This window comes from Streptomyces sp. NPDC002181 (assembly GCF_042890485.1).
Lineage (GTDB): Bacteria > Actinomycetota > Actinomycetes > Streptomycetales > Streptomycetaceae > Streptomyces.
This window is the reverse complement of the sequence record NZ_JBIASC010000002.1, coordinates 403432-415649: the sequence shown is the minus strand read 5'-3', so window position 1 is coordinate 415649 and position 12218 is coordinate 403432. Positions and strand designations below refer to the sequence as shown.

At 72.9% G+C, this 12218-nt stretch carries 11 protein-coding genes; 9 read left to right on the top strand and 2 right to left on the bottom strand.

Annotated elements, in window-relative coordinates; genetic code table 11:
• Nucleotides 1-17: 17 nt before the first annotated feature.
• From ACFYXV_RS08085 to ACFYXV_RS08075, 3 genes are read left to right on the top strand one after another with little or no spacing between them, the layout of a single operon-like run.
• Nucleotides 18-665 (top strand): hypothetical protein, encoded by a 648-nt coding sequence (locus ACFYXV_RS08085; protein ID WP_389382335.1) that lies wholly within the window; start codon nucleotides 18-20, stop codon nucleotides 663-665.
• A gap of 48 nt (nucleotides 666-713) precedes the next feature.
• A complete protein-coding gene (locus ACFYXV_RS08080) occupies nucleotides 714-1163 on the top strand; it encodes a hypothetical protein (protein ID WP_385463029.1) in 450 nt (149 codons plus the stop codon).
• Nucleotides 1160-1960 carry a hypothetical protein gene (locus ACFYXV_RS08075; RefSeq protein ID WP_389382334.1) on the top strand — a complete coding sequence of 267 codons (801 nt, stop codon included), beginning with the start codon at nucleotides 1160-1162 and terminating at the stop codon, nucleotides 1958-1960. The genes ACFYXV_RS08080 and ACFYXV_RS08075 overlap by 4 nt, the downstream gene beginning before the upstream one ends.
• 50 nt (nucleotides 1961-2010) lie before the next feature.
• Here ACFYXV_RS08075 and sph read toward each other — a convergent pair whose 3' ends face one another.
• Nucleotides 2011-3000 (bottom strand): sphingomyelin phosphodiesterase, encoded by a 990-nt coding sequence (sph, locus tag ACFYXV_RS08070; protein ID WP_385463023.1) that lies wholly within the window; start codon nucleotides 2998-3000, stop codon nucleotides 2011-2013.
• A gap of 172 nt (nucleotides 3001-3172) precedes the next feature.
• On the opposite strand from sph, the gene ACFYXV_RS08065 reads away from it, so the two are divergent.
• On the top strand, nucleotides 3173-4066 hold the full coding sequence (locus tag ACFYXV_RS08065; protein WP_385463020.1) for an oxygenase MpaB family protein: 894 nt from the start codon (nucleotides 3173-3175) through the stop codon (nucleotides 4064-4066).
• A 34-nt stretch (nucleotides 4067-4100) separates the two neighbouring features.
• On the opposite strand, the gene ACFYXV_RS08060 is transcribed toward ACFYXV_RS08065, so the two are convergent.
• Nucleotides 4101-5606, bottom strand: coding sequence for a M1 family metallopeptidase (locus ACFYXV_RS08060; protein WP_389382333.1), 1506 nt, complete (start codon nucleotides 5604-5606; stop codon nucleotides 4101-4103).
• 306 nt (nucleotides 5607-5912) lie between these two features.
• Between ACFYXV_RS08060 and ACFYXV_RS08055 the strand changes: the two genes are divergently transcribed.
• The 5 genes from ACFYXV_RS08055 to ACFYXV_RS08035 all read left to right on the top strand — a co-directional run bounded on the left by ACFYXV_RS08055 (nucleotide 5913) and on the right by ACFYXV_RS08035 (nucleotide 12212).
• Nucleotides 5913-6776 carry a hypothetical protein gene (locus ACFYXV_RS08055; protein ID WP_385474641.1) on the top strand — a complete coding sequence of 288 codons (864 nt, stop codon included), beginning with the start codon at nucleotides 5913-5915 and terminating at the stop codon, nucleotides 6774-6776.
• A gap of 194 nt (nucleotides 6777-6970) precedes the next feature.
• The gene (locus ACFYXV_RS08050) at nucleotides 6971-9475 is read left to right on the top strand and encodes a Tex family protein (RefSeq protein ID WP_389382332.1); all 2505 of its coding nucleotides are present in this window, start codon (nucleotides 6971-6973) and stop codon (nucleotides 9473-9475) included.
• Nucleotides 9476-9722: 247 nt separating this feature from the next.
• Nucleotides 9723-10226 (top strand): hypothetical protein, encoded by a 504-nt coding sequence (locus ACFYXV_RS08045; protein WP_385474637.1) that lies wholly within the window; start codon nucleotides 9723-9725, stop codon nucleotides 10224-10226.
• Entirely contained in the window at nucleotides 10213-11427 is a 1215-nt protein-coding gene (locus tag ACFYXV_RS08040) for an MAB_1171c family putative transporter (protein ID WP_389382331.1), read from the top strand. Before ACFYXV_RS08045 ends, ACFYXV_RS08040 begins: the two co-directional genes overlap by 14 nt.
• A 14-nt stretch (nucleotides 11428-11441) precedes the next feature.
• Nucleotides 11442-12212, top strand: a complete 771-nt coding sequence (locus tag ACFYXV_RS08035) for an SDR family NAD(P)-dependent oxidoreductase (protein ID WP_385835679.1) — start codon at nucleotides 11442-11444, stop codon at nucleotides 12210-12212.
• Nucleotides 12213-12218: the final 6 nt, after the last annotated feature.

Genomic DNA, 12218 nt, shown 5'->3' with positions numbered 1-12218 from the left:
CGGACAGGGGCGGTTGCATGCCACGCGACGCGGTGTTCTTACCCACGGGCTGGTCCCGGCGCTGGCTGGACGCCGCCCTCGCGCTGTGGGTCGTCGGATTCCTGGGCGTCGCGCTGGCCGCGCAGGGAAACCAGCACCTCGGCAACGTCGGGGCGGCGAAGGCCCTGCGCACCGAGCCGGGACAGGCCGGGACGGTCCAGCTGGCCGACGAAGGCCTCTATCTGGTCTGGATCGAGAGCCGCACCGATCTGCCCCGGCCCCCGGCCCTGCAGGCCATGGTGAAGGGCGACGCGCGCAACAAGCCCGGCAGCACGGTGTCCCTCGCCGCCGTCGACGGACACCCCCTCGACCAGGGAGCCTGGCGCACCCCCGGGCTGCGCGAGGCGATCGACCACCGCTACTGGTACGCGGACGAGCGCGGGCACTGGCAGGCCTGGCCGGCCGCCACCGCCCCCCTGCAACCGGGCGGGTACACGCTGGACACGCCCCTGCGCGGGCCGGGCGTCAGGCTGGCGATCGCGAAGGTGCCCGCCGTTCCCCCCAGGAACCAGACCCCTTTCCTGGCGCTGGCAGGCGCCGGGGCGGCCCTGTGGGCCTTCAGCGCCCTGCGCCGGCGCGGCATCGACCGACGGGTCCTCGGCCCCGACGCGCCCGCCCTCGCCTGACCGGGCCCCGAGCACGGACACCACCACACCACTTCCGGGGGAGCGGACATGTTCGACGACGACACGCGGCACGAAGACCTGCAACGGGCCATCGAGAGGGAACGGATCCTCGGAAGGAAGCCGTGGAGCAACGCCACGGCGCCCTCCTCGCCGACCGACTGGGCCTTCCTGGTGCCGCTGGTCCTCGCTCCGATCGGCATCGCGGTCCTCGTCCTCCAAGGGCTCGCCGCCGGGGTGGACAGGCTGACGTACGACTCCCCGCTCGCCTTCCTCTTCCCCGTTCCCGGAGACGGCCCGGCCCGCTTCGCGCTCAGCCTGATCACCCTGGTCCTGTTCGTCCCGGGCACCCTGCTGTGGACCTCCCGCAGACTGCGGACCACCAGGCTGCGGCCCCTGTGCACCTGGCTGCTGTCGCCGGCCGCCGTCCTGCTCGTACCCGTGGTGGTCTACGTCGCCACCACCACGTACACCACCGACGTCGTCAGGCTGGGCGGATGAAGGCCCCCACCGGCGGTACGGCCCGGGCCGCCGCCGTACTGTCCTCGCTGGTCACCCCCCGGCGCCTGCCGGCCACCCTGGGAGCCGCCGGAGCGCTGCTGATGCTCCTGGGCGCCGTACTGCCGTGGGTCGTCGGCGGCGACAGCGACACCCTGTCCCACGGCTTCGGCCCGGACGCGGCCACCGGCGCCCCCGCCCTCGGATCGCGTGCCGGACTCGCGGGCGGGGACGCGCTCGTCGTGGTGGTCACGGGGGCCGGCGCGCTCTGGGCGGCCGTGCTGTTGCTGATCGGGCGCGGCCGCCGCGTCCACCGCGCGGTGCTGGTCGCGGCGGCGGCCCTGGGCGGCGCCTGGGCGGCGCTGGACCTCGCCGAGACCGGTACCGTGCGCGACCGCGCCGGACGGCTGCCCGACCTCACCGCGGGCCCCGGACCGTACGTGGTCCTGGCGACCGTGCCGCTGCTGCTGGCGGCCGCCGTCCTCGCCCGGCACGACGTCTTCGAGGAGCAGGAGGTCCGCACGCTGCGCGCGGTGCGGCTCATGGCCGCAGGGCGGGTCGGCGAGGCCCTGGAGGCGCAGCAGCGGACCGTTCGCGCCGCGCGCCGCTCTCCCGGGCGGGCCCACCCGTCCACGGCGAGCGCGACGGTGGAACTGGTCCGGATGTACGTCTGGGCCGGCTGGCCGGGCCGGGCGGCGGAACTGGCCCGGCAGGCCTCCGAGGACGCGCGCGCGTGGGCACCGGACCACCCGGAGGACCACCGGCGGTTCCAGGCCGACATCGCCGAGGCGCTCGGCTGACGCACTGCCCCGGGTGCCTGCCGCACGGCGGACACCCGGGGGAGCGGGCGCTAGCGTCCGATCAGCGGGTAGTGGTCGGAGAGGTTGGTGTACGTGTACGAGGTGCCCCAGCTGGAGACCGTCCAGGGCGCCGACTGCTCCTTGACCACGTTGTTCTCCCAGCCCGCCGGGCGCGCGTTGCCCTTGCGGTAGAGGACGTAGTCCAGGTCCTCGCGCGGGTCCGTCGGGTAGCGGTAGTTCGCGATGGAGTTCTGGGCGGTGTCGAACGAGTACGGGTGGCCCGTGCGCGAGTCGGAGTTCGCCAGGTCGGCGTTGGCGAGCATGGACGCGAACTCGGGGGAGCGCGAGTCGACGTTCATGTCGCCCGCGACGATGACCTGCTCGTTCGCCGGGATGTTCTTGCCGTCCAGGAAGGCGTCCATCGCCTTGAACTGGCGGGCGCGCATCTCGGCCGCCTCGCCGGAGCCGCAGCCCGGGTCGGTGGACTGGGCGTGGGTGCCGACCACGTGCACGTTGGTCCCGTTCACGTTCAGCACCACGTACGCGAAGCCCTTGTTGGACCACCAGTCGGCGCCGCAGGCGTCCTTGTAGACGACCTGCTCCTTGCGGACGATCGGCCACTTGCTGAGGATCGTGACGCCGCCGTCCTCCGGGGTGGTGGAGGAGTACGCGCCGCCCGTGGCGTCCCAGCCGCTCTTGCTGCGGCCGACGATCGGGGTCTGGTACGGGTACTGCGCCGAGGCGCCCGACTTCAGCGCGTCCGAGGCGCCGTTGTCGAAGGCCTCCTGGAGCACGACCACGTCGTGGCCCTGGAAGAAGGACGCCCGGGGGATCTCCGAAGCCCGGTGGTCCTGGCCCCAGTTGGGGTAGAGGTTCTTGCTCATCAGGAACGTGTTGTACGTGAGGACGCTGAGCCGCGGGGCCGCGGCGCCCTGGGCGGCCGAGGCGGCCGGCGCACTGGTGGCGGCCAGTGCGCCGACGGCGATCGCCGCAACGGCCGTGGCGGCGGCGCGGTTGCGGCTGAGCTTGGTGTGCAGCATGAGGTCTCCATCATTCCTGCAGGGGGGAGATCGACTCCGTCATCCAAGCAGCCGCGGTTACCTCTGGGTAACACCCGTGACAAGACTTTCTGTCCGGCAGCGGACGTCTGGCACTCGCGCGCCGGGACCCCGTGCTCGCAACCCGAACCTTCAGCACTCGCATACTGGAACCATGAGAGAGACCGAGCTCCCCGGACCCGGACCGAAGGCCGCGCGCCGCCCCGATCCCGAGCCGCCGGCCCCCGGCGGGGTGCTCTGGACCATCTCCGGCGACGTGCGCGCCCTCCTGATGCTGCCCGCCGCCTTCACCATGCAGGTCGCCCACCCCGCGATCGGCGCCGGGGTCGACGAGCACTCCGTCTTCCGCACCGACCCCTGGGGGCGCGGCGAGCGCTCCCTGCGCTCGGTCCAGCTCTGGGTGTACGGCGGGGCGGAAGCCGCCGAGGAGGGCCGCCGGGTGCGCCGCCTGCACAAGGAGATCCAGGGCGTCGACACCCGAGGCCGGCGCTACCACTCCCTCGACCCCGCCTGCTATTCCTGGGTGCACGCCACCGGCTTCCCGATCTACCTGTACGCGGGGCGCTACCTGCTGCGCCGCTTCACCCCCGCCCAGGAGCGCCGGCTGTACCGGGAATGGCTCCAGGTGGGCCGGATCCTCGGGATACACGACCGGGACATGCCGCAGAGCATCGAGGAGTACTGGGTCTACTACCGTCGGATGCTGGCCGAGGAGATCGAGCCGACCAAGGTCGCCCGCGAGCTGGTCGCCACCGACACGCGGCTGCCGAGGCCCGAGGGCGGATCCCTGCCGGTGCGGCTGCTGCTGCGGCTCGCCTGGCCGGTGCTGCGGGCGGCGTTCCTGCGCTTCCGGGCGTTCGTCACCGTCGGCTACATGCCGCCCGAGGCCCGCGCCGCCATCGGGCTGGAGTGGAGTCCGGCCCAGGAGCGCAGGCTCCGGCGGTTCAGCACGGCCGTGCGCCTCCTCGTACCGCTGCTGCCGGAGCGGCTGCGGTACCTGCCCATCGCGCGGGCGGCCCGCGCCCGGTGGCGCGCCGGCACCCCCTGAGGGGCGCCGGCGCGCGGAGCCTCGTACGCGCGGCTCAGTGCTCGTGGATCGTGTTCGTCTCGGCGATCTTCTTCCAGGACTTGGGCTCCACCGGCTTCGCGGCGGGGGCCCGGAGGGACCGGGCGGTCTTGGCCGCGGCGGCCGGCGGGGCGAAGGCGGGCTTGCCCGGGGTGTACAGCCAGGTCTCGAAGAGCTGGGCGAGGGGCTTGTTCGAGATCTTCTCCGCGTACCGGACGAAGTCCCCGACCTTGGCGTTGCCGTAGGCGCGCTCGGTGGGCCAGCCCTTGAGGATCTTGAAGAACGTCTCGTCGCCGAGCTCGTTGCGCAGCGCCTGCAGGGCGATCGCGCCACGGTCGTACACGGCTCCGTGGAACTGGTTGTCCGGACCCGGGTCGCCCGGCTTGACCTGCCAGAACGGGTCGTCCGCGGCGCGCAGTGCGTACGTCCAGTCCGCGAGCTCCTGCGCGGTGCCCTCGCCCTCCTTCTCCGACCACAGCCACTGGCTGTACCGGGCGAAGCCCTCGTTGATCCAGATGTCCTTCCAGCCGTCGACGGAGACGCTGTCGCCGTACCACTGGTGGGCCAGCTCGTGCACGACCACCGAGACGTTGGCGCCGTTCGCGAACTGCTTCGGGCTGTAGAAGGGCCGGGTCTGCGTCTCCAGGGCGAAGCTGGAGGGCACGTTGGGCACGTACCCGCCGACGGCGTTGAAGGGGTACGGCCCGAAGACCCCCTCCAGCCACTCGGCGACCTCGCCGGTCCGCTCCACGCTCGCGCGCGCCGCGCCCGCGTTGTCGCCGAGGTCCTTGCTGTACGCGTTGAGGATCGGCAGCCCGCTCGCCGTCGTGCCGGTGGTGACGTCGAACTTGCCGATGGCGAGGGTGGCGAGGTACGTGGCCTGCGGCTTGTTCGAGCGCCAGTTGTACCGGGTCCAGCCCAGCCGGGAACTCTGGGACTGGAGCACGCCGTTGCTGATGGCCTGGGTGCCGTCGGGAACGTTGACGGAGATGTCGAAGGTGGCCTTGTCGAGCGGGTGGTCGTTGCTCGGGAACCACCAGACGGCCGAGTCGGGCTCCTGCGCCGCGATCCCGCCGTCCGGGGTGCGCTGCCAGGCCGACCAGCCGTCGATCTTGAACTCCGAGGGCTTCCCGGCGTACTTGACGACGACCGACGCCGGGGTGTCCTTCTTCAGCACCTGGGCGGGGGTCACCTCCAGCTCGTGGTCCCCGGACGTGGCGAACCTGGCCTTGGCGCCGTTGACCCGGATCTCGCTGACCTTCAGTCCGAAGTCCAGGTTGAAGCGGGACAGGTCCTGCCTGGCGGTGGTCAGGAGGGTGGCGGTGCCCTCCAGCAGGTCCGTCTTGGGCTGGTACTGCAGGCGCAGGTCGTAGTGCGACACGTCGTACCCGCTGTTGCCGCTGGCCGGGTAGTAGGGGTCGCCGATACCCGGGGCCCCTTGGACCGAACTCGCCGCCGACGCCGGGATCACCAGCAGGAGGGAGGCGGCGAGGACGCTCGGGGCGATGACTTTGCGGTGCACGAAGAGCTCCAAGGGGTAGGGAGGCAGTTCTGGTCAACGGCTTGTCGTCCGACCGTATTCAGGACCGCCGCGCCACGTCATGTCCATGGCCCCGGTGTCACACGATCGCCATTCGGCCGTCACAGGGCCGGGGGGCCGTACCCCCGGATCACCGCCCCGATGAGCCGCGTTGGGGTACCTGACCGGCCCTCATCCGCCGCCGGGGCGCGCGGAAGAAGGCCGGAAACCGGAGGTCGGCCGGATCGTGCGCGGGGCGGCCGGGACTCGGCCTACCCGGCATACTGAGCGGTCGGTAATCTGACCGGCATGACGAATCCTGCGCGCGCCGCCCGTAACTGCTGGCATGCGGCGATCAACCCGCTGCACGCGACCATCTACTTCTCTCCCGACCTGGGCAAGGAGTTCGCCGCCCTCGGCGTCACCGAGCGGCCCGCCGTCAACCTCGCCTCCCGCTCCGCCGCCATGGGCGCCGTCGGGCCCGGCACGGTCACCGCCACCTTCTACAACTACCGCCACGACTTCGTCGCCCGGCACCTGCCCGCCGTCTGGGACACGATCACCCCCGAACAGGCCCTGGACGCCCGCCTGCGCGCCGCCGACAGCACCCTGCGCCGGCTCCTCGGCGACGAGGCCGTCGCATCCCCCGAACTCGCCGAGGCCGCCGACCTCGCCCTGCGCGCCGCCGAGGGCTGCACCCGGCACGCCCGGCCCCTCTACGCCGCCCACGCCGACCTCCCCGTACCCGAGGAGCCGCACCTGCGCCTCTGGCACGCCACCACCCTGCTGCGCGAGCACCGCGGCGACGGCCACCTCGCCGCCCTGCTGCTCGCCGGACTGGACCCGCTGGAGGCGCTGGTCAGCCACACCGCCACCGGCCGCGGCATGACCCCCAAGTGGATCAAGGCCATCCGCGGCTGGGAGCAGTCCGACCTCGACGCCGCCGCCGACCGGCTGCGCGAGCGCGGGCTCCTCGACGCCGAAGGCGAACTCACCGAGGAGGGCGGGGCCGTACGCGAGCGCCTGGAAGCCGACACCGACCGCCTCGACGCCGCCCCCTACGAGCACCTGGGCGCCGAGGGCCTGGCCCGCCTCGCCGAGCTCGGCGGTGGATTCGTCGTCAAGGCCGTCACCGCCGGAGCCTTCCCCGCGGACGCCTTCGGCAAGGCCTGACGCGGGCCTGACGCGGGCCCGGCGCGAGCCTGACGCGGGCCCGGCAGGGGTCTGACGCGGGCCCGGGCACGGGCTCGGGCACGGCCCGGAGAACGGCCCGGAGAACGGCCCGGGCGCGGGGCTCCCGGCCCCCGTCACCGCCACCTGCCACAATTGGCAGCCTTCCGGCAAACGAAGGCAGGCGGGACCCGATCGTGACGATGTCCATCGAAGGCAGGATCGCCGAGGAGCTCGGCGTACGGGAGCGGCAGGTCAAGGCCGCCGTCGAGCTGCTCGACGGCGGCTCCACCGTGCCGTTCATCGCGCGCTACCGCAAGGAAGCGACCGAGATGCTCGACGACGCCCAGCTGCGCACCCTTGAGGAGCGGCTTCGGTACCTGCGCGAGCTGGAGGACCGGCGCGCGGCGATCCTGGACTCCGTACGGGAGCAGGGCAAGCTCGACGCCGAGCTGGAGGCCCGGATCAACGCGGCCGACACCAAGGCCCGGCTGGAGGACATCTACCTCCCGTTCAAGCCCAAGCGGCGCACCAAGGCGCAGATCGCCCGCGAGGCCGGCCTGGAGCCGCTCGCCGACGGCCTGCTGGCCGACCCGACGGTGGAACCGGCCGCCGCGGCGGCCGCGTTCGTCGACGCCGACAAGGGCGTCGCCGATCCGGCGGCCGCCCTGGAGGGCGCCCGCGCCATCCTGACCGAGCGCTTCGGCGAAGACGCCGACCTGATCGGCGAGCTGCGCGAGCGCATGTGGGGCCGCGGCCGGCTCGCCGCGAAGGTCCGCGAGGGCAAGGAGGAGGCGGGCGCCAAGTTCGCCGACTACTTCGACTTCGCCGAGCCGTTCACGGCGCTGCCCTCCCACCGCGTGCTCGCCATGCTGCGCGGCGAGAAGGAGGACGTGCTCGACCTGACCCTGGAGCCCGAGGAGCCGGGCGAGACCCCCGGCCCGTCCACGTACGAGGGCATGGTCGCCCGCCGCTTCGGGGTGAACGACCGCGGCCGCCCCGGCGACAAGTGGCTGGCCGACACGGTCCGCTGGGCCTGGCGGACGAAGATCCAGGTGCACCTCGGCATCGACCTGCGGATGCGGCTGCGCGCCGCCGCGGAGGACGAGGCCGTACGCGTCTTCGCGGCCAACCTGCGCGACCTGCTGCTCGCCGCCCCGGCCGGCACCCGGGCCACGCTCGGCCTCGACCCGGGCTTCCGCACCGGCGTGAAGGTCGCCGTCGTGGACGCCACCGGCAAGGTCGTCGCCACCGACGTGATCTACCCGCACGTGCCCGCCAACAAGTGGGACGAGTCCCTCGCCAAGCTGGCCCGCCTCGCCGAGGAGCACGCGGTCGAGCTGATCGCCATCGGCAACGGCACGGCCTCGCGCGAGACCGACAAGCTGGCGGGGGACCTCATCACCCGCCACCCCGAGCTGAAGCTCACCAAGGTGATGGTGTCCGAGGCGGGCGCCTCCGTGTACTCGGCCTCGGCCTTCGCCTCGCAGGAACTGCCGGACATGGACGTGTCGCTGCGCGGCGCGGTGTCCATCGCCCGCCGCCTGCAGGACCCGCTCGCCGAGCTCGTCAAGATCGACCCCAAGTCGATCGGCGTCGGCCAGTACCAGCACGACCTCTCCGAGGTGAAGCTCTCGCGCTCGCTCGACGCCGTGGTCGAGGACTGTGTGAACGGCGTCGGCGTCGACGTCAACACCGCCTCCGCCCCGCTGCTCTCGCGGGTGTCGGGCATCAGCGGCGGGCTCGCCGAGAACATCGTGGCCCACCGCGACGACAACGGCCCCTTCCGCAGCCGCAAGGCGCTCAAGGACGTGGCCAGGCTCGGCCCGAAGGCGTACGAGCAGTGCGCGGGCTTCCTGCGGATCCGCGGCGGGGACGACCCGCTGGACCTCTCCAGCGTGCACCCCGAGTCGTACCCGCTGGTCCGGGGCATGGCCAAGACGGCAGGCAGTGACGTGGCGGCGCTGATCGGCAACACGGGCGTGCTGCGCTCGCTGCGGCCGGAGCAGTTCGTCACCGAGGCCTTCGGCCTGCCGACCGTCACGGACATCCTGCGCGAGCTGGAGAAGCCGGGCCGCGACCCGCGCCCGGCCTTCAAGACGGCCACCTTCAAGGAGGGCGTGGAGAAGATCGGCGACCTGGCGCCCGGGATGATCCTGGAGGGCGTGGTCACGAACGTGGCCGCGTTCGGCGCGTTCATCGACATCGGCGTCCACCAGGACGGGCTGGCCCACGTCTCGGCGCTGTCGAAGAACTTCGTCAAGGACCCGCGGGACGTGGTCAAGCCGGGCGACATCGTCCGTGTGAAGGTCCTGGACGTGGACATCCCGCGCAAGCGGATCTCGCTGACCCTGCGGCTGGAGGACGAGGCCGACCGCACGGCGGGCGGCGCTCCGCGGCAGCGCGAGGACCGACAGGAGCGGCGCGGCGGCGGCCGTCCCCCGCAGCAGCGCGGCGGTGGTCAAGGCGGCCAGGGGCAAGGCCAGGGCCAGGGCCAGGGCCAGGGCGGACAGGCTCGCGGCCAGGGCGGCGGCGGGCAGCGCCAGAGCGGGCAGCGCCAGGGCGGCCAGCGCCAGGGCGGCGGCCAGCGCCAGGGCGGTCAGGGCGGCAGCGGATCCCCGGCCCCCGCCAACAGCGCGATGGCCGACGCCCTGCGCCGCGCCGGCCTCACCGGCGGCCCCGAGGAGCGCCGGGGGCGCTGAGGCACACGTGTCCGCCGGGTACGTGCGGGGATGGCCGAATAGGCACCCCACCTGGGCGCACACCTTGCGAATTCCCGTACAAGATCTGTAGGCATGGTGGAACGCCCGTTCGCCGAGTGGTGAACGGGCTTCCGTTTCTCCCCTCAGGACCCCACTCCCCGAGGCCGCCTTGAAGGCACAGGACGCCATGCCCACGCCCACGCACGCCTACCGACGCTGCCCGCGAAAGGGTCCGAAGAGGGATCACATGCCCCACTCGCAACCCAGCCTCCGTAAACGGTGCGAGAAGATTCTCGGCCATCTGGAGCTGACACATCCCTTCTCCATCGAGGGGCTGTGCAACCGGATCGCCGAGCAGCGGGGCCGCCCCATCCATCTCCACCCGCTCCCCAAGGAGGCCTCGGAATCCGGGGTCTGCGGGCTGTGGGTGGGCACCGACAGCGTCGACTTCGTGTTCTACGAGGCCCAGACCACCGCGCTGCACCGCGAGCACATCGTGCTCCACGAACTCGGGCACATCCTGTTCGGCCACAACTCCCTGGAGGCCGAGGACAACGACGGACAGGTCCCCATCGTCCTCGGGCGCACCAACTACACCACGAGCCAGGAGCAGGAAGCGGAAATGCTGGCCAGCATGATCCGCATCCGCACGACGGGCCCCTGCCCGCAGTCGGCCACCGCACCCCGCTCCACCCTCGCGTGGCTGGAATCCGCCATGGGCTACGGGCGGGGGAGCCATGGACGCCGCTGACCTCACCGCCTTCGGCGACTCGCTCGCCGTGCCCAGCGTCGTCTGCCTCTGGGCAGCGGTCCTGCTCCGCGCCCCGGCGGCCCTGCGTTCCCCGCAACAGCGCGGCCTGTGGCTGGCCGTCGCGACCGCCGCCGCCGCGATGACCCTGAACCTCCCCGACGTCGTCACGTACGCGATGCGCGACCCGCACTACGCGCACTCCGTCGGCCTCGTCCGCAACCTCATAGGCGTGCTGTCCGCCGGCACCGTGCTCTACTTCGTCGCCGCCGCCACCGGCGGCCGGATCCTCCAACTCGCCTCCTGGACCGGCACGGCGGCCTGGCTGACCACCCTCGTCGTGCTGGACACGGCCGCCCCCGCGCACACCGCGCACACCATTCCGGCGCAGGGCGGCCCGGTGCCCTCCCTCGCGTACTGGCTGCTCCTGATCTCCGCGCACCTGCTCGCCAACACCACCTGCGTCGCCCTCTGCTGGCGCTACAGCCGGCGCACCGAGAGCCGGGGACTGGCCGCCGGACTGCGGCTGTTCGGCCTCGGCACCGCGCTCGCCGGCCTGTTCTGGTTCGCGTACCTGCTCAAGGCCCTGTTCGCCAGCACCTGGGCGATGCCCGCCCTGCCGCTGATGATGAACCTCCACGGACTGCTGCGGGCCGCCGCGATCCTCGTGCCCACCCTGTTCACGCTGCGCCGCACGAGCTCCGACATCGCCACCGCCTGGCGGCTGTGGCCGCTGTGGCACGACCTGGTCCAGGCCGTCCCGCACGTCGCCCTCACCAAGCCGCGGGCCGGCCGGGTCGTGGAGCTGCTGTGGCCGCCCGTCCCGCGCAACCTGCTGGTGTACCGCAAGGTGATCGAGACCCGTGACGCGATGCTGATCCTCGGCGAGTACGTCGCCCCGGGCGTCCCGGAGCTGGCCCGCAGCCATGTCACCGGGCACGGGATACCCGAGCAGCGTCGCACCGCGGCCGCGCTGGCCTGCGTACTGAAGGAGGCGCGGCAGGCGAAGCTGGCCGGCCGGCCCGGGCAGCCGGGGGAGGACGCGGCGTGGGAGCTGCCCGCCGCGATGCAGACCTCCGCCGAGGGCGGCGACCTCGACGACGAGGTCCGGTTCCTCGTCGACGTGGCCCAGGCCTACGGATCGCCGTCGACCACGGACTTCACCCCGCTGCCCCCGACCCCGCAGCGCCCGCACACCCCGTAAGGAAGTGACCTCTCGTGACCACCGTTCTGATCACCGGGGCCAGTGCCGGACTGGGCGCCGCCTTCGCCCGCGGCTTCGCGGCCAAGGGCTGTGAACTCGTCCTGGTCGCCCGCGACAAGGAGCGCCTCGAAGCAGTGGCCCGGGAACTCGGCCGGGAGTTCGGCACGGCCAGCGAGGTGCTGCCCGCCGACCTGCTGGAAGCGGACGGCTGCACGGCCGTCGCCGAGCGGCTCGCGGACCGGGAGCGGCCCGTGGACATCCTGGTCAACAACGCGGGCTTCGGGCTGCCCGCGCCCTTCCCGTACAGCCCGGTCGAGGACGAGGAGCGGCTGCTCGACCTGCTGGTGAAGGTCCCGCTGCGGCTCACCCACGCCCTCCTGCCGGGGCTGCGCGAACGCCGCCGGGGCGCGGTGGTCAACGTGTCCTCGGTGGCCGGACTGCTGCCGACCGGGACGTACGGGGCCGCCAAGGCCTGGATCACCGCGTTCAGCGAATCCCTGCGGGTGGACATGGAGCCGTACGGGGTCCGGGTGCTGGCGGTGGTACCGGGCTTCACCCGCACCGAGTTCCAGGCGCGCGCCGGAATGGACGTCAGCTCCCTGCGCGAGGCGGTGTGGCTGGAGCCCGAGGCCGTGGTGGCCAAGGCCCTGCGGGACCTGGCCCTGCGCCGACCGGTGAGCATCACCGGCCGGCGCTACCAGGCGTACGCGCTCGCCGTCCGGCACCTGCCGCGCGGCTTCGTGGCCGAACGGATGGCCCGCAAGCGGCGGGCGCCAGAGCAATGACGGCCC

Bases quoted from the DNA above. Each gene is read 5' to 3' on its own strand.
- ACFYXV_RS08085 (WP_389382335.1), top strand. From the start codon at position 18: ATGCCACGCGACGCGGTGTTCTTACCCACGGGCTGGTCCCGGCGCTGG.
- ACFYXV_RS08080 (WP_385463029.1), top strand. From the start codon at position 714: ATGTTCGACGACGACACGCGGCACGAAGACCTGCAACGGGCCATCGAG.
- ACFYXV_RS08075 (WP_389382334.1), top strand. From the start codon at position 1,160: ATGAAGGCCCCCACCGGCGGTACGGCCCGGGCCGCCGCCGTACTGTCC.
- sph (WP_385463023.1), bottom strand. From the start codon at position 3,000: ATGCTGCACACCAAGCTCAGCCGCAACCGCGCCGCCGCCACGGCCGTT.
- ACFYXV_RS08065 (WP_385463020.1), top strand. From the start codon at position 3,173: ATGAGAGAGACCGAGCTCCCCGGACCCGGACCGAAGGCCGCGCGCCGC.
- ACFYXV_RS08055 (WP_385474641.1), top strand. From the start codon at position 5,913: ATGACGAATCCTGCGCGCGCCGCCCGTAACTGCTGGCATGCGGCGATC.
- ACFYXV_RS08045 (WP_385474637.1), top strand. From the start codon at position 9,723: ATGCCCCACTCGCAACCCAGCCTCCGTAAACGGTGCGAGAAGATTCTC.
- ACFYXV_RS08040 (WP_389382331.1), top strand. From the start codon at position 10,213: ATGGACGCCGCTGACCTCACCGCCTTCGGCGACTCGCTCGCCGTGCCC.